The organism is Pseudomonas sp. KH_024_B2 (assembly GCF_057839965.1).
This window is the reverse complement of sequence record NZ_CM174502.1, coordinates 3,113,944-3,134,261: the sequence shown is the minus strand read 5'-3', so window position 1 is coordinate 3,134,261 and position 20,318 is coordinate 3,113,944. Positions and strand designations below refer to the sequence as shown.

General features: G+C 61.0%; 18 protein-coding genes. 7 read left to right on the top strand and 11 right to left on the bottom strand.

Going from position 1 to position 20,318, the window contains the following annotated elements; genetic code table 11:
- The first annotated feature begins 6 nt into the window (after window positions 1-6).
- Both AC3I0A_RS14705 and AC3I0A_RS14700 read left to right on the top strand, forming a co-directional pair.
- Entirely contained in the window at window positions 7-2,283 is a 2,277-nt protein-coding gene (locus tag AC3I0A_RS14705; RefSeq protein WP_489372625.1) for a PAS domain-containing sensor histidine kinase, read from the top strand.
- Window positions 2,284-2,287: 4 nt separating this feature from the next.
- Window positions 2,288-2,923 carry a response regulator transcription factor gene (locus AC3I0A_RS14700; protein ID WP_489372623.1) on the top strand — a complete coding sequence of 212 codons (636 nt, stop codon included), beginning with the start codon at window positions 2,288-2,290 and terminating at the stop codon, window positions 2,921-2,923.
- On the opposite strand, the gene AC3I0A_RS14695 is transcribed toward AC3I0A_RS14700, so the two are convergent.
- On the bottom strand, window positions 2,920-3,426 hold the full coding sequence (locus AC3I0A_RS14695; protein ID WP_489372622.1) for a GNAT family N-acetyltransferase: 507 nt from the start codon (window positions 3,424-3,426) through the stop codon (window positions 2,920-2,922). The genes AC3I0A_RS14700 and AC3I0A_RS14695 overlap by 4 nt on opposite strands.
- A gap of 140 nt (window positions 3,427-3,566) precedes the next feature.
- Window positions 3,567-3,935 carry a VOC family protein gene (locus AC3I0A_RS14690; RefSeq protein ID WP_489372621.1) on the bottom strand — a complete coding sequence of 123 codons (369 nt, stop codon included), beginning with the start codon at window positions 3,933-3,935 and terminating at the stop codon, window positions 3,567-3,569.
- Window positions 3,936-4,230: 295 nt separating this feature from the next.
- Here AC3I0A_RS14690 and AC3I0A_RS14685 point away from each other — a divergent pair, with 295 nt between their 5' ends.
- Window positions 4,231-5,043, top strand: a complete 813-nt coding sequence (locus AC3I0A_RS14685; RefSeq protein ID WP_489372619.1) for a class I SAM-dependent methyltransferase — start codon at window positions 4,231-4,233, stop codon at window positions 5,041-5,043.
- Between the two features lie 197 nt (window positions 5,044-5,240).
- On the opposite strand, the gene AC3I0A_RS14680 is transcribed toward AC3I0A_RS14685, so the two are convergent.
- From AC3I0A_RS14680 to AC3I0A_RS14670, 3 genes are read right to left on the bottom strand one after another with little or no spacing between them, the layout of a single operon-like run.
- Window positions 5,241-5,861, bottom strand: coding sequence for a TetR/AcrR family transcriptional regulator (locus AC3I0A_RS14680; RefSeq protein WP_489372618.1), 621 nt, complete (start codon window positions 5,859-5,861; stop codon window positions 5,241-5,243).
- Window positions 5,848-6,699, bottom strand: coding sequence for a 3-hydroxybutyryl-CoA dehydrogenase (locus AC3I0A_RS14675; RefSeq protein WP_489372617.1), 852 nt, complete (start codon window positions 6,697-6,699; stop codon window positions 5,848-5,850). The genes AC3I0A_RS14680 and AC3I0A_RS14675 overlap by 14 nt, the downstream gene beginning before the upstream one ends.
- Before the next feature lie 19 nt (window positions 6,700-6,718).
- Window positions 6,719-7,903 carry an acetyl-CoA C-acyltransferase family protein gene (locus AC3I0A_RS14670; protein WP_489372616.1) on the bottom strand — a complete coding sequence of 395 codons (1,185 nt, stop codon included), beginning with the start codon at window positions 7,901-7,903 and terminating at the stop codon, window positions 6,719-6,721.
- Between the two features lie 214 nt (window positions 7,904-8,117).
- On the opposite strand from AC3I0A_RS14670, the gene AC3I0A_RS14665 reads away from it, so the two are divergent.
- Window positions 8,118-9,131, top strand: a complete 1,014-nt coding sequence (locus AC3I0A_RS14665; protein WP_489372614.1) for an AraC family transcriptional regulator — start codon at window positions 8,118-8,120, stop codon at window positions 9,129-9,131.
- Window positions 9,132-9,304: 173 nt separating this feature from the next.
- On the opposite strand, the gene AC3I0A_RS14660 is transcribed toward AC3I0A_RS14665, so the two are convergent.
- From AC3I0A_RS14660 to AC3I0A_RS14635, 6 genes are all read right to left on the bottom strand, one after another.
- Window positions 9,305-10,093, bottom strand: coding sequence for an amino acid ABC transporter ATP-binding protein (locus AC3I0A_RS14660; RefSeq protein WP_489372612.1), 789 nt, complete (start codon window positions 10,091-10,093; stop codon window positions 9,305-9,307).
- A gap of 17 nt (window positions 10,094-10,110) precedes the next feature.
- The gene (locus AC3I0A_RS14655) at window positions 10,111-11,352 is read right to left on the bottom strand and encodes an NAD(P)/FAD-dependent oxidoreductase (protein WP_489372611.1); all 1,242 of its coding nucleotides are present in this window, start codon (window positions 11,350-11,352) and stop codon (window positions 10,111-10,113) included.
- 49 nt (window positions 11,353-11,401) lie between these two features.
- Window positions 11,402-12,112: an ABC transporter permease gene (locus AC3I0A_RS14650; protein WP_489372609.1), complete on the bottom strand. Its 711-nt coding sequence runs from the start codon at window positions 12,110-12,112 to the stop codon at window positions 11,402-11,404.
- Window positions 12,109-12,828 carry an ABC transporter permease gene (locus AC3I0A_RS14645; protein WP_489372608.1) on the bottom strand — a complete coding sequence of 240 codons (720 nt, stop codon included), beginning with the start codon at window positions 12,826-12,828 and terminating at the stop codon, window positions 12,109-12,111. The genes AC3I0A_RS14650 and AC3I0A_RS14645 overlap by 4 nt, the downstream gene beginning before the upstream one ends.
- A gap of 111 nt (window positions 12,829-12,939) precedes the next feature.
- Complete coding sequence (locus AC3I0A_RS14640; RefSeq protein WP_489372606.1) at window positions 12,940-13,695, bottom strand: transporter substrate-binding domain-containing protein; 756 nt, start codon at window positions 13,693-13,695, stop codon at window positions 12,940-12,942.
- A gap of 12 nt (window positions 13,696-13,707) precedes the next feature.
- Window positions 13,708-14,583, bottom strand: coding sequence for a MurR/RpiR family transcriptional regulator (locus tag AC3I0A_RS14635; protein ID WP_489372604.1), 876 nt, complete (start codon window positions 14,581-14,583; stop codon window positions 13,708-13,710).
- Between the two features lie 401 nt (window positions 14,584-14,984).
- Here AC3I0A_RS14635 and AC3I0A_RS14630 point away from each other — a divergent pair, with 401 nt between their 5' ends.
- The 3 genes from AC3I0A_RS14630 (at window position 14,985) to nahK (ending at window position 20,226) form a co-directional block, all read left to right on the top strand.
- Window positions 14,985-16,136 (top strand): porin, encoded by a 1,152-nt coding sequence (locus tag AC3I0A_RS14630; RefSeq protein ID WP_489372602.1) that lies wholly within the window; start codon window positions 14,985-14,987, stop codon window positions 16,134-16,136.
- A gap of 363 nt (window positions 16,137-16,499) precedes the next feature.
- Entirely contained in the window at window positions 16,500-17,663 is a 1,164-nt protein-coding gene (gene nosP, locus AC3I0A_RS14625; protein WP_489372601.1) for a nitric oxide-sensing protein NosP, read from the top strand.
- On the top strand, window positions 17,593-20,226 hold the full coding sequence (gene nahK, locus AC3I0A_RS14620; protein ID WP_489372600.1) for a hybrid sensor histidine kinase/response regulator NahK/ErcS': 2,634 nt from the start codon (window positions 17,593-17,595) through the stop codon (window positions 20,224-20,226). Before nosP ends, nahK begins: the two co-directional genes overlap by 71 nt.
- Window positions 20,227-20,318: the final 92 nt, after the last annotated feature.

Genomic DNA, 20,318 nt, shown 5'->3' with positions numbered 1-20,318 from the left:
CCCGCGATGACCCATACCCCCGTTCGATTGCACAGCTGGTTGCGCCTGCAGCGCGAGGGCGTCTCTCTGGCCGCCAGGGCCGATGCCTTGTGCCGGGCATTGCAGGATTGTCCCGAAGTGCACCGGGCGGTGTATTTGAGTTGGCAACCGCAGGCGTGCATTTACCGTCATGAGGGCGCCGCCCAGCATTTGCCCCCCGGCCTGGGAGACCCTGCGCTGGCCAGCGATCAAGTGCTGTTCGAGCGTCTGGTCGAGGAGCGGCGACTGGATCTGGATCAAGTGCGCCAGCTCGAATGCTGGTTGTCCGGCCGTTTGCGCCGGGCAGCCATCAGTCATGGTCAGGTGTTTGATCTTGCACTGCAGCCGGGGCAGGCGGGGCTGCTGCTGGTGGAGGTGTGCGACGGGGTGAGTCTCGATTGGCTGGGCTGGGTGCAGGACCTGTTGACGACCCTGCTGAACAGCGTCAACGGCATGCTGCGTGGCTCGCCCTTGCTGGGTCATGATCCGCAACCGGGTTTACTGCTGGATGCACAGGGCCGGCCGCAGGAGTTCAATGCCGCGCTGTTGGCACTGCTCGGCGACAAGCCTTTGAGCGATGTGCTGGATTTTCTGCCGGTGAACCATCGGGTGCTGGTACGCGCCTGCCTGGACCAACAGCGCGCCATCGAAGGGGTCGAGGCGCAGTTCCAGGCGCAGATATTGATCTGGACCTTTATTCCCGATCCGCAGGACAACCGCGTGCTCGCCCGTTGCCGCGAAGCCACCGCGCAAGTGCTGGCCGAGCGCGAGGCGGCCAAGGCGCGCCGGCTGTACCGATTGATCATCGAGAACACCACCGACCTGATTTCCCGGCATACGCCGGACGGACGCTTTCTCGACGCCTCGCCGGCCTCCTGGACCTTGCTTGGATACTGGCCCGAAGAGTTGCGCGGGAAAATGGCCCAGGGCCTGTTCCATAGCCAGGATCTGGCCAGCCTGGTGCAGCGCGCGCGAGACGCCCTGGAGCAGGATGGTTATCACACCATGACCTATCGCATCCGTCATCGTGCCGGGCATTACCTGTGGTTCGAAACAGCCAGCCGGGCGATTCGTGAAACCTACACCGGCGCGATGGTCGAGGTGGTCAGTGTGTCGCGCGACATTACCGCCCGGGTGCAGGCCGAGGAGAACAAGCGACGTTTGGCCGAAGTCGTCGAGGCCAACACCGATCCGGTGTTGTTCATCGATCCTGACGGGCAGGTCACTTACCTCAACCCGGCTGCACGGCGCACCCTCGGGCTCGACGAGCAACAACCGATGCCGGCTCTGGCCGAACTCTTCGCCAGCGACGACCTGGGACGTCTGCAACGTGAAGGCTGGAGCAGCGCTGAGCGCAATGGTGTCTGGAGCACCGATGCGCGGCTGCAACCACCGGGCGGCGGCGCTTCAGTACCGGTGTCGCTGGTACTGCTGGCTCACCGTTCTGCCGGGCAGGAGCGCTACTACTCACTGGTGGCGCGCGACATGACCGAGCGTGAACTGCGCGAAGTGCAACAGCGCCACCATCAGGACGAACTGGCGCACACCGCGCGGCTGGTAACACTGGGTGAACTGGCCTCGGGTATCGCCCACGAAATCAATCAGCCGTTGGCGGCAGTAGTCAACTATGCCAACGCCAGCCAGCGTTATTTACAAACCCTGGGGACCAATCCGCAGGCCGCCGAGCGGGTGGCGCAAGGCCTGGAACGCATTACCCTGCACGCCACTCACGCGTCGGAGGTTATCCGGCGTTTGCGCGCGTTCCTGCGCAAGGGCCAGCGGCGTATGCAAGCACTGAACGTCGCTGAAGTGGCGCGTGAAGCGGTGCGCCTGTGTGCCTGGGAGGCGAGCAATTGCCAAGTGGCAATCGAGGAGCGACTGCCGGATAATCTGCCGCCCATTTATGCCGACCGGGTGCTGCTGGAGCAGGTACTGCTCAATCTGTTGCGCAACGCCATCGACGCCAACCGCGAGCAGCATCCGGGACAGCCTTCGCTGATTGTCCTCACCGCAGGGAAGGGCCGCAGCGCACACCTGGAAATCAGCGTGCAAGACCAGGGACCGGGGGTCAGCGAGCCTGAGCTTGAGCAAATATTCACCCCGTTCTACACCAGCAAAGCCGATGGCCTGGGACTCGGGTTGTCCATGAGCCGCAGCATCATCGAAGGTTTCGGCGGCGAGTTACAGGCCCGGCGTCAGCCCGTCGGGCTGCTGATGTGTTGCCGCTTGCCGCTTGCCGGCCCAACAAAACAACAACAGGAGTAATGCAATGGCAAGTGTCGCGGAGCAGGTGGTTTATGTGGTCGACGACGATCAAGGCATGCTTGATTCGACCGTCTGGTTATTGGAGTCGGTCGGGCTCAAAGCCTTGCCGTTCACCAGTGGCCGGGCCTTCCTCGATGCCTGTGATGCCCGACTCAATGCCTGCGTATTGCTGGATGTTCGCATGCCCGGTATGGGCGGGTTGAACGTACAGGAAGAGATGCGTGCGCGTGAGCTGAACTTGCCAATCATCTTCGTCAGCGGGCATGCGGACGTGCCGATCGTGGTGCGGGCGTTCAAGGCCGGCGCTCATGACTTCATCGAGAAACCCTACAACGAGCAATTGTTGCTCGACAGCGTGCAACAGGCACTGAGCAACTGCGATGCAAACCGTACTGGCAATCAGGGGCATGAAGAGTTACAGGCTCGCTTGCTCACCCTGACACCACGCGAGCGCGATGTATTGCTGCCGCTGGTGCAGGGTTACACCACCCGCGAAATTGCCGAGCAGCTTGGGGTGAGCGCAAAAACCGTGGACCTGTATCGCTCGCGCGTGATGAAACGCATGCAGGCCAATACCTTGCCAGACCTGGTGGGCATGGCCATCGTGGCCGAAATGGTTGACCCGCTGAAGCTGCGTTAACCCGCGCCGCGGTCGCCTGCCTGAAACTTGAACAGGGTGCCTTCATGACCATTGACCGACACCTGATGACGAGTGAACTCACCCTTGGTCAGGTCGGGGATTACCTTGGCCCAGAATGACCGTGCCGGTTGATTGGCGTCGATATGGAGGATCTGCCACTGACCGGGAAATTTGTTGAGTAGCGCAGACACCACAAACTTTCCGACCCCTCGACCGCGATACCGGCGACTGACGAAAAAATAGCCGATGTTGTACTGGACACCTTCAAAACGGACCTCGTCGTCAATCGTCACGAAACCGGCAATTTCCCCGTCAACCTTGATCAGGAAGGGCAGTGTCGAGGGTTTTCTCCAGTAATCGGTTTTTGGCTGGATATTGAAAAAGCCATGGGCGCCGAACTCCAGCGCCAGCCACTCGCTGAAGTCATAGGTATAGAACTGCATCAGGTTCTCGATGCATTCAAGTTCGTCGCGCTGTGCGCTGTGCAGCTCTATCGAGAGCATGGCGGCAAGCTCCTTTTTGTTCTCAAAGCGGCACGAATGTGGGAGCGAGCTTGCTCGCGAAAGCGGTGGATCAGTCGCCATCAATGTTGAATGTGATGGCCTCTTCGCGAGCAAGCTCGCTCCCACAAGGACTGCGCCCCCTAGGCGCGGGTAAATATCTCCAGCAGATGACCGTCCGGGTCATCGAAATACACCCTGCGACCACCGTTGAGCCGATTGATTTCGTCAGGCCGTAGCTTGCCGGGATCGGCCCAGTAGGGCAGTCCTCGACTCTGTAGACGGGCGAAAATCGGCTCAAAGTCGTCCTCGCCGATCAGGAAGGCATAGTGCTGGGAGGCGATCTCGCCATCCTCGTCGTAATAATCCAGCGAGACACCGTTATCGAGCTGGACAACCAGCATCGGACCGAATGGGGCAGGGCTGGGCAGGCCAAGGATGTCCACGAGAAATGTCGATGAAACCTGCTTGTCGCGGCACCAGACGATGGTGTGGTTCAGCTGCACGCTCACGTTGTGATCCTCCTGGCACGACTGACATTCAGGTTAGGCGAAATTGGCGGTGAGCGGCGCGCAAAACCGCCAGACGACCGGACAGTCCTGGCCGACGACCGGGCAGGACGTCGGCGTGTCCGAGCGCGATAGTTAGCAAACAGTGTCTCTACCGTCCCTGTCATCAATAACCAATAACAAGGTGGAGGTTGCCAGGCCAAAGTTCATTTCAATAGCGTTTCCCGAGTCACCTCTTATGGATCCGACAACGTCGGAGTGATTCATCCCCAGCCAACTCACGAAGGAGCCAGACTCCATGAGTACACCGATTGATTTGACCGCCCTGAAAAACCGTCAGATGGCTGCATGGGCCAGCGGCGACTATGCCGTGATCGGCACCACCTTGCAGCTGGTCGGCGAGCTACTGGCGGAGGCCTGCGACCTGCGTTGCGATGAGCGGGTGCTCGACGTGGCGGCCGGCAACGGCAATGCGACGCTCGCTGCAGCGCGTCGAGGCTGCAAGGTGACCTCGACTGACTACGTGGCCGCTTTGCTCGAACGCGGCGAGGACCGGGCCAGGGCAGAGCACCTGGCGGTGACTTTCCAGGTGGCCGACGCCGAAGCATTGCCGTTCGAGGATGCGAGCTTCGATGTCGTGCTTTCGACCTTCGGCGTGATGTTTACGCCGGACCAGCCGAAGGCCGCCGCGGAACTGGCGCGGGTGTGTCGTCCCGGGGGCCGCATAGGCCTGGCCAACTGGACGCCTGAAGGTTTCATCGGCCAGATGTTCAAGACCCTGGGACGCCATGTGCCGCCGCCAGCCGGCGCGCAACCACCGTCGTTGTGGGGTTCGGAGGCGCATCTGCATTCGCTGTTCGATGAACGCGCGGCGTCAATCGAAGTGACGCGACGATTGTTCAACTTCCGTTATCGTTCGGCTGCGCATTTCATCGAGGTTTTCCGCACCTGGTACGGACCGATCCATAAAGCCTTTGCGGCGCTTCCTGCCGACGGCGCCATGGCGCTGGAGCGTGACCTGACCGAGCTGCTGAACCGAATGAACCGGGCGGGCGAAACGTCGCTGGTGGTGCCGAGCGAATACCTGGAGGTGGTTATTACGCGGCGTTGAATTGTGGCATTGGTATGGCGCCGAAATGCACCTGTGGCGAGGGAGCTTGCTCCCGCTGGACTGCGCAGCAGTCCCAAAATCGGCTACCGCGTTTTATCTGGAAGAACGTGCAGCTGGTTTTACGGCTGCTGCGCAACCGAGCGGGAGCAAGCTCCCTCGCCACATAGGGTAGGCAGGCTGATATTGGTTACCGAACCTCAGGCCACCACAGCCTGAAGCCCAGACGCTCCCGCAGGACAGGAGCCAAGCAGCCGCTCTATCGCCCCCGTCACCAGGTTCTCTATCAATTCCTCACGCTCCCGATCATCGAGGCTGTGCTGTGCCAGCCAGGACGGCGCGCTGTTGAGCACGGCCGCAATGGCATGTCCGGCGGCAAGCAATCCCTGTTCGGTCAACGGCGTTCGATGGCCAAGCATCGCCAGTAGCTGGCGTTCGTATTGCTCGCGCAGTTGCTTGACCTGCTGTTGTTGATCTTCGTTAAGGCAGCCACTGTCGCGCTCGGCCAAACGAAAGTGCCGGGGCATTTCCCGATGCAGCTTCAGGTGGGCGCGGATGATCACTTGTAACTTGTCCGGGGCGGGTGACCGGCGGCGCTCGATTCGCTTCAGGGTGGCCAGCAGCTCTTCGTAGAACTCCTCGATCAGATCGAGCAGCAAGTGCTGCTTGCTGGGGTAGTGGTGATACAACGAGCCTGGGGAAAGCCCCAGGCAGGTCGCGAGCTCACGCATGCCGACCTGGCCGAAACCCTTGCTGGCGAACAGCTCCAGCACTTTGTCCCGGTACTCGGCGAAACGTGAGCAACGCTCAGGCATAGGCATGGAAGCCACGCCCCGTTTTGCGTCCCAGATAGCCAGCGGCGACCATTTCCTTGAGCAGCGGCGCCGGGCGGTATTTGCTGTCGTTGAAGCCGTCGTAGAAGGCTTCGAGGATCGCCAGCAAGGTGTCCAGTCCGATCAGGTCGGCCAGCGCCAGCGGGCCTATCGGCTGATTGCAGCCAAGACGCATGCCGGCATCGATGTCTTCGGCGCTGGCCAGCCCCTCCTGGAACACCAGAATCGCTTCATTGATCATCGGTACCAGAATCCGGTTGACCACAAAGCCCGGACGATTACCGGCAGTGATCGCGGTTTTGCCGAGTTTTTGCGCCAGTTCCAGCGCCAGCGCATGGGTCGCGTCGCTGGTCTGCAGGCCGCGAATCACTTCGATCAGCCCCATCATTGGCACCGGATTGAAGAAGTGCAGGCCGATAAACCGTTCAGGCTGGCTCACGCTGGCGGCGAGCTGAGTGATGGACAGCGAAGAGGTATTCGAGGCAATCACACAGTCGGCACCGACCTGCGCGGCGATCTGTTGCAGCACGCGCAGTTTCAGGTCGAGGTTTTCGGTCGCCGCTTCGATCACCAGGTGCGCGTTTTTCAGCGTTTCGTATTGCGTACTGGTCTGGATTTTGTCCAGCGCTGCCGCCTTTTGCTCCTCGGACAAGACCTGCTTGGCGATTTGCCGATCCAGGTTCTTGCTCACGGTCGCCATAGCGTTTTGCAGCGCGGTCTCGGAGATATCCAGCAGCGTCACGTTGAAGCCGGCGAGGGCGCAAATCTGCGCAATGCCGTTGCCCATGGTGCCAGCGCCGATCACGCCGATGTTTTGCAGGTTCATGTTCAGGTCTCTTTCTCGATCAAACGCGTTCGAACAGCACGGCGATGCCTTGACCGCCGCCAATGCACATGGTCGCCAGGGCATAACGTCCCTGACAGCGGTGCAGTTCGTGAATGGCCTTGGTCGCGATAATCGCGCCGGTGGCACCCACCGGGTGGCCCAGAGAGATGCCCGAACCGTTCGGGTTGACCTTCTGCGGATCGAAGCCCAGCTCTTGCGCTACGGCACAGGCCTGGGCCGCGAACGCTTCGTTGGATTCGATCACATCAAGGTCGGCGACCGTCAGGCCTGCGCGCTTGAGCACCAGTCGAGTGGCGGGAATCGGTCCCAACCCCATCATCGACGGTTCAACCCCGGCGTGAGCGTACGCAACCAGTCGGGCCATGGGCTTGAGGCCTTGCTCCTGAACGACTTGACCGGTGGCCATGATCAATGCGCCCGCACCATCATTGAGACCGGAGGCGTTGCCGGCGGTGACGCTGCCGTCTTTCTTGAACGCCGGTTTCATGCCGCTCAGCTGTTCGGCACTGACATCCGCCCGTACATGTTCGTCGATCGCGAACGAAACCGTGCCTTTGCGTGTAGCGACTTCGATCGGCACGATCTGCTCGACAAAACGCCCTTCGGCAATGGCCCGGGCTGCCCGTTGCTGGCTGAGAAGGGCCAGTTCATCCTGGGTCTGGCGGCTGATGCCAAAGTGCTCGGCAATGTTTTCCGCGGTGATGCCCATGTGGTAGCCGGCAAAGGGATCGTGCAAAGCGCCAAGCATGTAATCGATGCCCTGCAGGTCGCCCATCCGCGCACCCCAGCGCGCTTGGGGCAGCAAGTAAGCGCCGCGGCTCATGGACTCGACGCCACCGGCCAGCACGGCCCCGGCATCGCCCAGCAGCAAACTTTGCGCGGCGCTGACAATGGCCTGTAACCCGGAGCCGCACAGACGGTTGACGTTGAATGCAGGCGTCTCTTTCGACAGGCCGGCATTCATCGCCACGGCCCTGGAAATGTAGGCATCGCGGGCTTCGGTCGGGATCACATGCCCCATCACCGCATGGCCGATATGTTCCGGCGCAAGACCCGAGCGCGCAATGGCCGCGCGGCAAACGTCGGTGGCCAACTGGATAGGCGTCACCTCTTTCAGCGATCCGCCGAAACTGCCAATGGCGGAACGCACTGCGCTGACGACGAAAATATCGGAATTGTTCATATCGACTCCTGAAATCAATGTTGAGTTCGTTGGCAGTCAGCGACTGGCGTACCATGGGCGCCGTCCGGCTTCAGACACCCCCCACAGGTGCTGCACTGCAGTACCAAGTATGGACGCGAGTCTAGAGTCCGCAGCGCGGGTGGCCTATGCCATAACTGTTCAAGGACACTGGCGTTTTTTGCCATTTTCAGGCGATCAAGAGAGAAACGTTCAAATGCGGGAAAAAGATTCGGTTGCCGTCTACTTTATGCAGGCAATGCTCCATGCACTGCGTGATAACCCGCAGCGTTTGCAGGCGGTACTCGAGCAGGCGGGAATCGACCCGGCACTGATGGACCAGCCCACGGCGCGGGTTCCGGCCAGTGCTTTTGCCGCGTTGTGGTTGATCCAGATTCGCGAGTTGAACGACGAATTCTTCCATCTCGACTCCCACGGCATGCCGCCTGGCAGTTTCGCCTTGATCTGCCGGGCATTGATTCAGGAACCGAATCTGGAAAAGGCCATGCGCCAGTGCCTGGCCAACTTCGCGCTGTTCCTGCGCGACTTTCGCGGCAGCCTGAGTGTGCGCGGCAAGCGCGCAGTCATCAGCCTGCAGACCCGATCGGACCACAGCGACGCCAGTCGTTACGGCGAAGAAACCTTCCTGGTGTTGATGTTCAGTCTGCTGTGCTGGCTGGGCGGGCGGCGCATTCCCATCGACCGCGCGGATTTTCGCCATGAGCGCTTGTCCCTCAGTGATGATCCGTTGCTCTGGGGCGCCAATCTGACCTTTGGCGCTGAACGCACCGAGATCGAGTTCGCCAGTCGCTACCTGCGTCTGCCGGTGGTTCAGGACCTCGCGTCACTGAAAGTGTTTTTGCGCACGGCTCCGCAATGGCTGGTGATTCGTTTTCGCAACCAGCATGGCCTGGCGTCGCAGGTCCATCAGCGTCTGCGCAACAGCCATTACAGCCAATGGCCGACCTTGCAGGCGTTCGCGATAGAACAGCACCTGAGCCCCAGTACCTTTCGCCGGAAACTGGAGCGCGAAGGCTGTTCGTTCCAGGAGATCAAGGACGAAGTGCGCCGTGGCGTGGCCTTTGAACAACTGCGCCAGACCCGCGCGAGCATCACCGAAATTGCCGAACAGATCGGCTTTCAGGAACCCAGCGCGTTTCACCGGGCGTTCAAGAAGTGGACGGGGGAAAGTCCGGGGCGTTATAGGGCGAGGTTTCAGGACAAACCGTGATGCCAGTCAGTAAAGAAGAATAAGTGTGGGCACAGAACCTGTGGGAGCGGCGGTGCGGCGATCCGACTTGCCCGCGAAGAAAACACCGCGGTTTTTCAGGCATTACGCGTCATCGTTCTTCGCGGGCAAGCCACGCTCCCACAGGTTCTGCGGCGTCCACAAATCCCCCAACCTCAATGCACAATCTGCGCAAGAAACGCTTTAGCCCGTGCGCTTTTCGGTGCACCGAAGAAGTCGTTCGGCGGTGCGTCCTCGATGATTTTTCCGCCATCCAGAAACAGTACCCGTTCTGCCACTTGCCGGGCGAAGCCCATTTCGTGGGTGACGCAGAGCATGGTCATGCCGCTGCCGGCGAGTTTGACCATGACGTCGAGGACTTCACTGACCATTTCCGGGTCCAGCGCTGAGGTCGGTTCGTCGAACAGCATGATTTTCGGTTCCATGCACAGCGCCCGGGCGATGGCCACACGTTGCTGCTGGCCACCGGAGAGTTGGCTGGGGTATTTATCGGCCTGGTTCTCGATGCCGACTTTATTGAGGTAGTTGCGCGCCAGCTCTTCGGCTTTTTTGCGCGCCAGACCGCGTACCGAAATCGGCGCCAGGGTGCAGTTGTCGAGCACGCTCATGTGCGGGAACAGGTTGAAGTGCTGGAACACCATGCCCACTTCGCTGCGCACTTTGGCGGCTTGGCGGGTGTTCTGCGACAGGTCGGTGTCGTCGATCAGGATGCGGCCTTTTTCGGCGATTTCCAGGCGGTTGATGCAGCGGATCAAGGTCGACTTGCCGGAGCCGGACGGTCCGCAGAGGACGATACGTTCGCCTTCGCGGACTTTCAGGTGGATGTCGTGCAGCACATGGAAGGCGCCATAGAACTTGTTCAGTCCGGCGATATCGACCACTACTTTGCGGGTGTCCGGGGCGGTGAACGGCGGGGTTTCCAGCAGGGCAGTATTGGATTGCATGCACAGGTCTCCAGCGATCAGTGGAAGCGCTCGGCGCTGTAAGGCGTCGGGTCGGTAAACGGCATGCTGCCGGTCATCATCTCGGCCAGCAGGCGTCCGCTGACCGGGCCTAGCGTCAGGCCGTGATGGGCGTGGCCGAAGTTGAACCACAGCCCCGGGTGACGACTGGCCGGGCCAATCACCGGGCGCATGTCCGGCAGGCATGGCCGACGACCGAGCCAGGGTTCGGCGTCGAGGCGTTCGCCCAGCGGATAGAAATGCCGCGCATGCTCTTCGCAGCGGCGCAGCTGGATTTCATTGACCGGGTCATCGCTGTCGGCGAACTCGATGCCGGTGGTCAAACGGATGCCACGCACCATCGGCGCCAGCACATAACCGCCCACCGGATCGAGAATCGGGTGATGCAACTGCGTGCCGGGTTTGGCCGCGTAGTGCATGTGGTAACCGCGCTTGATTGCCAGCGGTATGCGATAGCCCAAGGGCTCGAAGAGGCCTCGGGCCTGAGGGCCAAGGGCAATGACCGCTTCGTTGCCGGTGATCAGGCCTTCGTCGCTTTGCACCTGCCATTGGCCGTTGCTTTGGCGCAGGGTCAGGGCATCGCCGAGGACGAAGGTGCCGCCGCGGTTTTTGAACAGCTCGGCGTAACCCCGGGTCAGGCCACCCGGATCACTGACGGTCTTGGGGTCGAGCCAGTGCAGGCCACCGATAACGTCGGCATGCAGCCCGGATTCGCGTTGATGGATCTGCTGTTGGTCGAGGACCACATAGTTCAACCCGTACTCGCTCAGATCCAGGGCATCCTGTTGGGCCTTGGCGAATGCGTCGGGATCGCGGAAGGCTTCAATCCAGCCGTCGCCATGAATCAGGTGGGTCATGCCCGCCGGTTCCGCCAGCAGGTCATGTTCGATGATGCAGCGCTCTACCAGCGGCAACATGGCGCGGGTGGCCGCGGCCAGTCCTTTGGAGCTGGAGTGACGCCAGTATTGCAGCAACCAGGGGCCGACCTTGGGCAGGTAGCGCAGGCTGTAGCGCACGTCCGACTGCTGGTTGAGGCCATAGCGCAGCAGCTTCGAGAGTTGACGCGGGAACGCGTAGGGGATCACGCTGGCGCGCTCGATCAACCCGGCGTTGCCGTGACTGGTGCCGTTGCCCGGTTGCTGACGGTCGAGCAGTACCACTTTGCGGCCGCGGGCCTGCAAGTGCAGCGCGGTGCTGACGCCGACAATCCCGGCGCCGAGAACGATGGTTTCGCAATGCATGGGTAAATCCTTGGTACGTGGGCCGCTGTGGCAGTCCAGGAAGATCGGTTCAGTTCAAATGACGGCCGAGACGGCCTTCGATCAGTTTCAGGCTGCGTCGCACCACTTCGACGATCAACAGGTATAGCACCGCAGCCCACAGGTAGATCTGGAAGTCGAAGCTGCGGGAGAACGCCAGCTTGGTCACCCCCATCAGATCGTAGACGGTCACCAGCGAGGCAATGGCGCTGGCCTTGATCATCAGGATCAGCTCGTTGCCCAGCGGCCCGATGGCCACCAGCAGCGACTGCGGCAAGATGACTTTGCGAAACGTGGTCCAGCGCGACAGGCTCAGGGCTTTCGAGGCTTCGCGCTGACCCTGGGCGACCGCCAGCAGGCTGCCGCGCAGGATCTCGGCCTGATAGGCCGCGGTGTTCAGGGTGAAGGCCAGCAGCGTGCAGAACCAGGCATCGCGGAAGAACCACCAGAGGCCAACGTCCTGCCAGAAGCCTTTGAATGAACCCAGGCCGTAATACAGCATGAACAGCTGCGCCAGCAGCGGCGAGCCACGGAAGAAGTACCCATAGGCGCCGGTAAAACTGCGCACAAAGCGGTTGCTCGATAACCGGCCCAAGGCGATCAACAGACCGAGCAGGGCGCCGAGGGTGAAGGAAATTGCCACCAGTTTTCCGGTCACCAGCAGCCCGTCGATAAAGCGCGGGCCGTAGCGTTCGAGCAGTTCGGGGTTGAGGAACAGGTTCAGCAGATCATCGACGCTCATGGGCGCGCACTCCGTTGATGGCGGCTGAAGTACTGCTCGAGGAAGTGGAACAAACGGCCGGACAGGGCGGAGAAGAACAGATAACCAAAGCAGGCCACCGCGTAGAAGAACAGCGGCTCCTTGGTCACGCTGACCGCCAGATTGGTCTGACGCATCAGATCGACCAGGGAAATGGTCGACACCAGTGACGTGTCCTTGAGCAACGACAGCCAGTTGTTCGACAAACCCGGCAAGGCAATGCGCGCCAGTTGCGGGAGTACGACTTTGCGAAACGTGGTGCCCTTGGACAGGCTTAGCGCCGTAGCCGCCTCGAACTGGCCCTTGGGTACGGTCTTGAAGGCGCCGAGCCAGATCTCGCTGGAAAACGCGGCGAACACCAGGCTGAAGGCGATCATCGCTGCTACAAAAGTGTTGATCGTCACTTCGGTCTGGTAGCCCATGGCCGCGAGGATCTTCTGCGCGGCGATCTGGCAACCGTAGTAAATGATCAGCAGCGTCAGCAGCTCCGGCAGCCCACGAAATACTGTTGAAAACAATGTGGCCGAGGCCCGCAGCCAGCGCCGTTTGGAACGGGCCGCCAAAGCGACGCCCAGGCCCAGCGGCAAGCCGATCGGCACGCAGCTGAGGGCCAGGGCGATGGTCACCAGGGCACCGGCCAACAAGGCCGAACCCCAACCGCCGCTGGCGAAGGATAACAGTGACAGATGTTCGAACATGCCCGAACCCTTTCGCGAAATTGCGCCTGCACGCCGCCGACGCGCTCAAGGTGAGCGCGGGGCAGGGGTGCTGAAAATGTGGTCCGCAGCCAAGGGCCCGGACCTGAGGGATCAATAGATGTCGAAGGCGAAGTAGCGGCTGGAAATCTTTTTGTAGGTGCCGTCAGCGACGATTTCGTCCAGCGCCTTGTTCAGCCGTTCACGCAGGGCGTTGTCATCCTGGCGTACGGCGATGGAGGCGTCGGCGGTGGTGCCGTTAACGTCACCGATGATCTTGCAGCAGTCTTTGCCAGCGCCTTCGACCCAGGTCAGCAGCGGGAATTTGTCGGCAATCACCCCGTCGACGCGGCCAGCAGCCAGATCACTGGCGGCCTCGTCCTGGGTGGGATAGAGCTTCACGTTGGCTCCGGCCGGGCCGTAATGCTCTTCGGCGTAGATGGCCTGGGTCGAAGACGACTGGGCGCCTACCGCCAGGCCTTTGAAGTCGGTCTGGGCATCGGTGATCTTCGAGTCCTTGGCCACGGCGATCGACAGTGGGGTGCGGTAGTAGTGATTGGTGAAGGCGATTTTCTTCTTGCGCTCATCGGTGGCAATCATCGAGGCGACTACCGCATCGTATTTCTTCGCCATCAGCGCCGGGATGATGCCTTCCCAGTCCTGAGCGACGATCGTGCATTGGACCTTCATCCGCTCGCACAGGGCATTGGCGATGTCGACGTCAAAGCCGTGCAGTTTGTTGTCCGAGTCAACGTAGTTGAACGGCGGGTAGGCGCCTTCGGTGGCGATTCTCAGCACTTCAGCCTGGGCGCCTGACACACCGGCGATGACCATTGCACAAGCACTTGCAAAGCGAATGACGTTCTTCATCTGACACCTCGATTATTGTTTTGGTCCTGGTGAGGATGTGTATCCAACGAACTCGTTATGTAATGCGGCGGTTGCTTCAAGACGTCTTTCGACTTCGGGGCCCAACTGTATGCACACCTCGTTGACCAGCAGGTGCACCAGCGACAGCATGGCCGCCGTGGACTCCCAGAACAGGTTGAACTCGGTAGGCACGCGGAACACCTCATTGGCGTTCTGCTCGGCCCAGTCACAGAAGGTGTCGGTGACCAGGGTCACCGCGATCCCGGCTTCGCGGGCCTTGCGGCACAGGGTCAGGGCGTGACGGGAATAACGCCGGGCTTCGAACACCACCAGTGCGCACTCCTCAGGTTTACTCAGCAGCACGTCGGCGTAATGCCCGGCGGCGCCGTCCACCAGTTGCACGCCATCGCGCAGGTACTGCAGCAGATGCACCATGGCCGCGGCGATGCCGCGTTCGGTCTGGAACCCGGCGACAAATACCTTGCGCCGCGTGGCCAGGCGCTGGCTGACGGTTTGCCAGGCCGGGGTCAGGCTGTATTCGTAGACTTTCACCAGCGCGCCGACTTCCAGTTCAAAGCTGCGCGGCAAGCCTTGCGGGCTCTGACTGGCCTGTTGGCGGAACTCCTGCAAACGCTCCCCGACCAGCCATGGGCCTTCGCCCAGATCGGTTTTCAGGTCGTTTTTCAGGTCCTTGAAATGGCTGTAACCGATGGAGCGGCAGAAGCGCCCGACGGAGGATTCGCTGACCCCCAGCTTGGCGGCGATATCGGCCGAGGTCTGGAACGGCAACTCGTAGAGGTTGGCCAGCATGTAACTGGCGATCGCCCGGCCCGAGGCGGCGGCGGTCGACAGACTACTTTCAAGACGTTGTTTGATGGGCTGGCTCAAGGCTGTTTCCTGTTGTTATTCAGCGCTTGGAGCAGAAGATGAATGTTTTCTGGCATTAAGTCAATATTTGACAGATAACTGGCATTAAGCAACGCACTACTCCCCGTAGCAGCAGGCTTCGCCAGCTGCTACGGGAGATGTACGGAGCGGACGGGCTAGTCGATCATCCCATTGGCAAACCCGTGCACGCCTTAAGTCTCGCACCCCATAGCAACCCGGTCGTACACCGAATTTGCCGAGCCGCTCGCGCCCAATACAAAGCACCTGCCCATTGCCGCCAAGGCAGCATATGAGCCAGTACGCAGCCTTTCGATAATCGCCTCCGACATCTCGTCCCCCGGTTGCGGAGCGCGCCATGCACAACAATAAGAAATTCCAGCACTGTTTCTTGCCAGCCTTGATTGCCAGCCTTGATTGCCAGCCTGTCGGCCCTTGGCATGAGTTCGCCGGCCAAGGCTGAAATCATGCTGTACGACAAGGATCAGACCACGTTCTCCACCGATGGCTACATCAATGCCTTCTACGTCAACAGTGACGTCGACCGCGAGGGCGAGCAGTTCGACCGCCGGCAGGCGCGGGTGAAGATGGGCTTCTTGCCCAATTACCTGGGTTTCAACATGGGCAAACAAGTCGATGACTTGAAGCTCGGCGCGCGGGCGTCGTTCTGGGTGACCATCAACGACAGTGAAACCAACGGCACCGACACCGCCATCGATGTGCGGCAGTTCTACGGCACAGTCGCCAATCCTGGCTGGGGGGAGGTGCTGATCGGTAAGGACTTCGGTCTGTTCGCCCGTTCCAACATCCTGCTCGACGAGATGCTCGCCGGTTATGGCCAGGTCAGCGACACCCTGGGGCTGGTGGACGGTGGCGGGGTGTCGTTCGGCAACATCGGCACCGGCTACCCGTACCCGTTTCCGACCTCGCAAATCACCTACCGCACGCCGGTCATGGATGGCTTGCGCGTCGCGGTGGGGATCATGGATCCGGTGGACACCAACGACGACAGCGCATTGGGCAAGGCCTATCAGGAAAACCCGCGGACCGAGAGCGAGATCACCTACCAGTTCGACGTCGCTGGAGCGAAGATCTACAGCTGGCTCAACGGCAGCTACCAGACTTCGGAAAATACCGACTCCACGGTACAGTCGGTCACCTCCAAAGGCGTCGGCTACGGCGTGCAGGCGAAGATGGGGGGCTTGTCGCTGACCGGCTCGGGCTTCCAGGCCAAGGGCATCAATCCGTTCTTCACCAACAACGCCGGTGAAGCGACCTTGCGTGAAGTCGACAGCGACGGCTACCTGCTGCAGGGCTCCTACAAACTCGGCAAGAACCGCCTGGCGCTGTCCTATGGCAAGACCAAGGACGACGGTAACGGCGTGGTCGGCAGCGGTGCGGATTATGAAACCCGCGGGGTCGCGCTGTTCCATGACGTCAATGACAACCTCAAACTGGTGGCCGAGTACAACCAGTTCGAAATCGAGGGCCACGACACCGTTGCCCAGAATGAAAACACCGACACCTTCGCCGTCGGGGCCGTGTTGACCTGGTAACCCAACCGGATCGGCCCGCGCTGCGCGCATCGCGGCGTGGGTTGGATCCGCTCTTGTCGGCGCGGCTGATCTGGTAGTCCAGCGTCACACAACACCTGTGGCGAGGGAGCTTGCTCCCGCTGGGTCGCGAAGCGGCCCTAAAATCGGCACCCGCATTTTATCAGGTAGAACGCATCAGCCGATTTACGACTGCTGCGCAGCCGAGCGGGAGCAAGCTCCCTCGCCACAATTAATCGTCATTCTACCGTCAGCCACCCACACCTCATCCCATCGAACCGGCTATCCGCTACCCAAGTAGCATACGGCCCGCGCCGCTGGCTTCGTACACTCATGCCTCAGACCACGCATCTGCGGGAGGCGAACATGCAACAGGGCCAGACCGATGGCGTCGTCAGTGCAATGTCCCAGGCCACCGATGCTCAAGAGGCCGCCCAGGACCTGGCGCGGCAACTGTTGCATCCCCACTTGGGCTTCGTGCTGTTCTTTTGTTCCGCCGAGTACGACTTGCAGGCCCTGGGCCCGGCCTTGCAGCAGAGTTTTGGCGGCATTCGCCTGGTGGGCTGCACCAGCGCGGGGGAAATCACCCCCAACGGCTACGGTCGCGGTTGCATCACTGCGGTGGGTTTCGATCACCGGCATTTTTCCATCGCCATCGAACTGATCGATCAGATGGAGCATTTCAGCCTGATCGACGCCCAGCAAATGGTCGAACGTCTGGTGGGCGACTGTCGCAGCAACACCCTGGCACCGATCAAGGGCAACAGTTTCGCACTGACCTTGCTCGATGGCCTGTCCAGCCGCGAAGAAATGGTTCTCGCCGCACTCAGTGCGGCCCTCGGCGATATCCCGCATTTCGGCGGCTCGGCCGGCGATGACAACTACCTGACCCACACCCATGTGTATTTCGGCGGCGAGTTCCATAGCGGCGCGGCGGTGGTGGTGCTGGTCAATACCTGGCTGGACTTCGAAGTGTTCACCACCCATCACATTCTGCCGCGCGAAGAGAAATTGGTGATCACCCGCGCCGACAGCCCTTCACGGCGGGTCTACGAGCTCAATGCCGAGCCTGCCGCCGCGGAATACGCCCGGCATATCGGCGTACCGGTGGCCGAACTCGATCATCGGGTGTTCGCTGCCCATCCTCTGGCGGTGCGCATCAACGATCAGTACTACGTCAGGGCGATCCAGCAGGTTCATCCGGACCTGAGCCTGAGTTTCTATTGCGCGGTGGAGAACGGCATCGTGCTCACCGCCATGACCCCCGGGCCGTTATTGCCGAACTTGCAGACGCTGTTCGAAGGCCTTGAGGCGCGGCTCGGCACGCTACTTCTAACCATTGGTTGTGACTGTTTCCTCAGGCGTCTGGAGCTCGAAGACGTCGGCAGCCTCGAGCAGATCGGTGCCTTCCTGCGCGAGCAGCGGGTGATGGGTTTCAACACCTACGGAGAACAGTTCAATGGCATGCACATCAACCAGACCTTCACCGGGGTTGCCATCGCTCGAAACCGGACCCCCGTCAGCCGCTGAGCTGAAAGAGCAGATCGCCCATTTACAACACGAAAACCGCAAGCTGCAACGGATCAATGGCGCGCTGATCGAACGGATCGAGTCCGGAGGCACCCGTGGCAACGATCCGTATTCGGCGTTTCAGCATTCGGTGGTACTGGCCGAACAGGTCCGCGAGCGCACCGATGCGCTGAATCAGGCCATGGCCGAACTCAAGGCCGGCAATCATTTGCTCAGCGAAGCACGGCTGCGGGCGGAAACCGCTCATCGACACCTGATCGATGCGATCGAAAGCATTTCCGATGCCTTCGTGCTGTTCGATGAAGATCAGCGCATCGTGCTGTTCAACAGCCGCTTCAAGGCGTTTTGGGCCAACAGTCGGGTGCGGATCATGGCCGGCATGCGCCTGACCGAGGTCAAACGCTTGATGACCGGCACCGGCCTGTTCAACGAAGAGCCGCGCGGCCATGCCGATGAGCATCTGCTCTACCGGTTGCATAACGGCCGCTGGTTGCAGGTCAGCGAACGGCCGACCCAGGAAGGCGGGCGGGTGATCCTCTTCACCGATATCACCGAGGTCAAACTCAGCGAAACCGTGCGCCGCGAGCAGGCCGTCGCGCAGAAGTCCCATTTGTTGCAGCGCGCGGTCGACAACCTGTCTCAGGGTGTAGCGATGGTGAACGCCGACGGCATCCTGGAGTTATGGAATCGCCGTTTCCTCGAGTTGAGCGGCCTGGCGCCGGTGGCGGCCCATCGACTGTTCGCCGAGGTGATCGGCGACAGCGAGTTGAGTCTGCTGACGCCGGCCAGCCGCGATACCAACGGGCGAGTGGTCCATGAATGTGAGCAGCGGCTCTACGACGGGCGGGTGCTGGAAATTCGTACGCATCCGTTGCCGACCGGCGGTTTCGTCAACACCTTTACCGACATCACCGAGCGTTATCAGCATGCCGAAGCCCTCAGCGAGAGCGAACGCTGGATTCGCCTGATCACCGACCATGTGCCAGCGTTGATCGCCTACCTGAATGCCGATCTGGTCTACGAATTCACCAACAAAGTGTATGAAGAGTGGTACTGCTGGCCACGCGGCGTGATGCTCGGCCAGAGCCTGCGCGAGGTCCACAGCGAAGAGCATTACCGGCGTCTGGAATCCTATGTGGCGCGGGCGCTGGCCGGGGAGAGCGTGACCTTCGAGTTCCCGGAAACCAACATCAACAATCAGGAACGCTACATGCTGCGCTCCTATGTGCCGAACCGCCTGGCGACGGGCGAAGTGGTGGGGATCTTTGTGTTGATCCGCGACATCACCGAGCGTCGCCGCACCGCCGAGGCGTTGCATCAGGCTTATCAGAATCTTGAAGTGCGGGTTCGTGAACGCACCGCCGAGCTGACCACCCTCAACGATCAATTGCTGCGCGAGATCGATGAGCGCAGTCGCGTCGAATCGCGTTTGCGCGAGGCCAAACTGGAGGCGGAACAGGCCAACCTGTCGAAAACCAAATTTCTCGCCGCGGTCAGTCACGACCTGCTGCAACCGCTCAATGCCGCGCGGCTGTTCACCAGCGCGCTGCTCGAACGCCGTGAGCCGGTGGCCAACGCGATCCTGGTGCGCAACGTCAGCAACTCGCTGGAAGACGTGGAGAACCTGCTGGGTACCCTGGTGGACATTTCCAAACTCGACGCCGGGGTCATCAAGGCCGATATCGCACCCTTTGCCCTCAGCGAGCTGCTGGAAAACCTCGCGACCGAGTATGCCCAGGTGGCCCGCAGCGAAGGTCTGCAACTGCACTTCGTGGCCTGTTCGGCGCTGGTGCGCAGCGATATCCAGCTACTTGCGCGGATTTTGCGCAACCTGTTGAGCAACGCCATTCGTTACACCAGCAGCGGCCGTGTGGTGCTGGGCTGTCGCCGACATCGTCAGCGGTTGTCCATCGAGGTCTGGGACAGCGGCATGGGCATCGCTGAAAACAAGCTGGAAGAGATTTTTCAGGAGTTCAAACGCGGCGACGTGCAGCGGCCGAATCAGGATCGGGGTCTGGGGCTGGGCTTAGCGATTGTCGAAAAAATCGCCGGCATTCTCGGGCACCGGATCAGCGTGCGGTCCTGGCCGGGCAAGGGCTCGATGTTTGCCATCGAGGTGCCGCTGACCAACAGCGCGCCGAAGACAGTGGCGCAATTGCCCATGAGCGAGCCAATGCTCGAACGTTTGCGCGGGGCACGAATCTGGGTGCTGGACAACGACGCGGCGATTTGCGCCGGAATGCGCACGCTGCTGGAAAGCTGGGGCTGTCAGGTGGTGACGGCACTGTCGGAAGAGGACCTGGCGCGTCAGGTGGACAATTACCACGCCGAGGCCGAACTGCTGATCGCCGACTACCACCTGGATCACGGCAAGAACGGTGTCGACGCCGTGGCGCTGATCAATGCCCGACGGGCGTCACCCTTGCCGGCCCTGATGATCACCGCCAACTACAGCAATGAACTGAAGCAGCAAATGCGCGAGCTGGGCCATACCCTGATGCACAAACCGGTACGGCCGATGAAGCTGAAGATGGCGATTAGTCATCTGTTGGGGCGGCCGTGAGAAAGGCCGCATAACCTGCAGGAACTGGCTTGTGTGGGAGCGGGCTTGCCCGCGAATAGGCCCTCGAGGGCGCTAAAAGCTTCGCGGGCAAG

Bases quoted from the DNA above. Each gene is read 5' to 3' on its own strand.
- AC3I0A_RS14665 (WP_489372614.1), top strand. From the start codon at position 8,118: ATGCGGGAAAAAGATTCGGTTGCCGTCTACTTTATGCAGGCAATGCTC.
- AC3I0A_RS14670 (WP_489372616.1), bottom strand. From the start codon at position 7,903: ATGAACAATTCCGATATTTTCGTCGTCAGCGCAGTGCGTTCCGCCATT.
- AC3I0A_RS14660 (WP_489372612.1), bottom strand. From the start codon at position 10,093: ATGCAATCCAATACTGCCCTGCTGGAAACCCCGCCGTTCACCGCCCCG.
- AC3I0A_RS14640 (WP_489372606.1), bottom strand. From the start codon at position 13,695: ATGAAGAACGTCATTCGCTTTGCAAGTGCTTGTGCAATGGTCATCGCC.
- AC3I0A_RS14650 (WP_489372609.1), bottom strand. From the start codon at position 12,112: ATGAGCGTCGATGATCTGCTGAACCTGTTCCTCAACCCCGAACTGCTC.
- AC3I0A_RS14675 (WP_489372617.1), bottom strand. From the start codon at position 6,699: ATGAACCTGCAAAACATCGGCGTGATCGGCGCTGGCACCATGGGCAAC.
- AC3I0A_RS14685 (WP_489372619.1), top strand. From the start codon at position 4,231: ATGAGTACACCGATTGATTTGACCGCCCTGAAAAACCGTCAGATGGCT.
- AC3I0A_RS14645 (WP_489372608.1), bottom strand. From the start codon at position 12,828: ATGTTCGAACATCTGTCACTGTTATCCTTCGCCAGCGGCGGTTGGGGT.
- AC3I0A_RS14695 (WP_489372622.1), bottom strand. From the start codon at position 3,426: ATGCTCTCGATAGAGCTGCACAGCGCACAGCGCGACGAACTTGAATGC.
- nahK (WP_489372600.1), top strand. From the start codon at position 17,593: ATGGCATGCACATCAACCAGACCTTCACCGGGGTTGCCATCGCTCGAA.
- AC3I0A_RS14655 (WP_489372611.1), bottom strand. From the start codon at position 11,352: ATGCATTGCGAAACCATCGTTCTCGGCGCCGGGATTGTCGGCGTCAGC.
- AC3I0A_RS14700 (WP_489372623.1), top strand. From the start codon at position 2,288: ATGGCAAGTGTCGCGGAGCAGGTGGTTTATGTGGTCGACGACGATCAA.
- AC3I0A_RS14705 (WP_489372625.1), top strand. From the start codon at position 7: ATGACCCATACCCCCGTTCGATTGCACAGCTGGTTGCGCCTGCAGCGC.
- nosP (WP_489372601.1), top strand. From the start codon at position 16,500: ATGCAACAGGGCCAGACCGATGGCGTCGTCAGTGCAATGTCCCAGGCC.
- AC3I0A_RS14680 (WP_489372618.1), bottom strand. From the start codon at position 5,861: ATGCCTATGCCTGAGCGTTGCTCACGTTTCGCCGAGTACCGGGACAAA.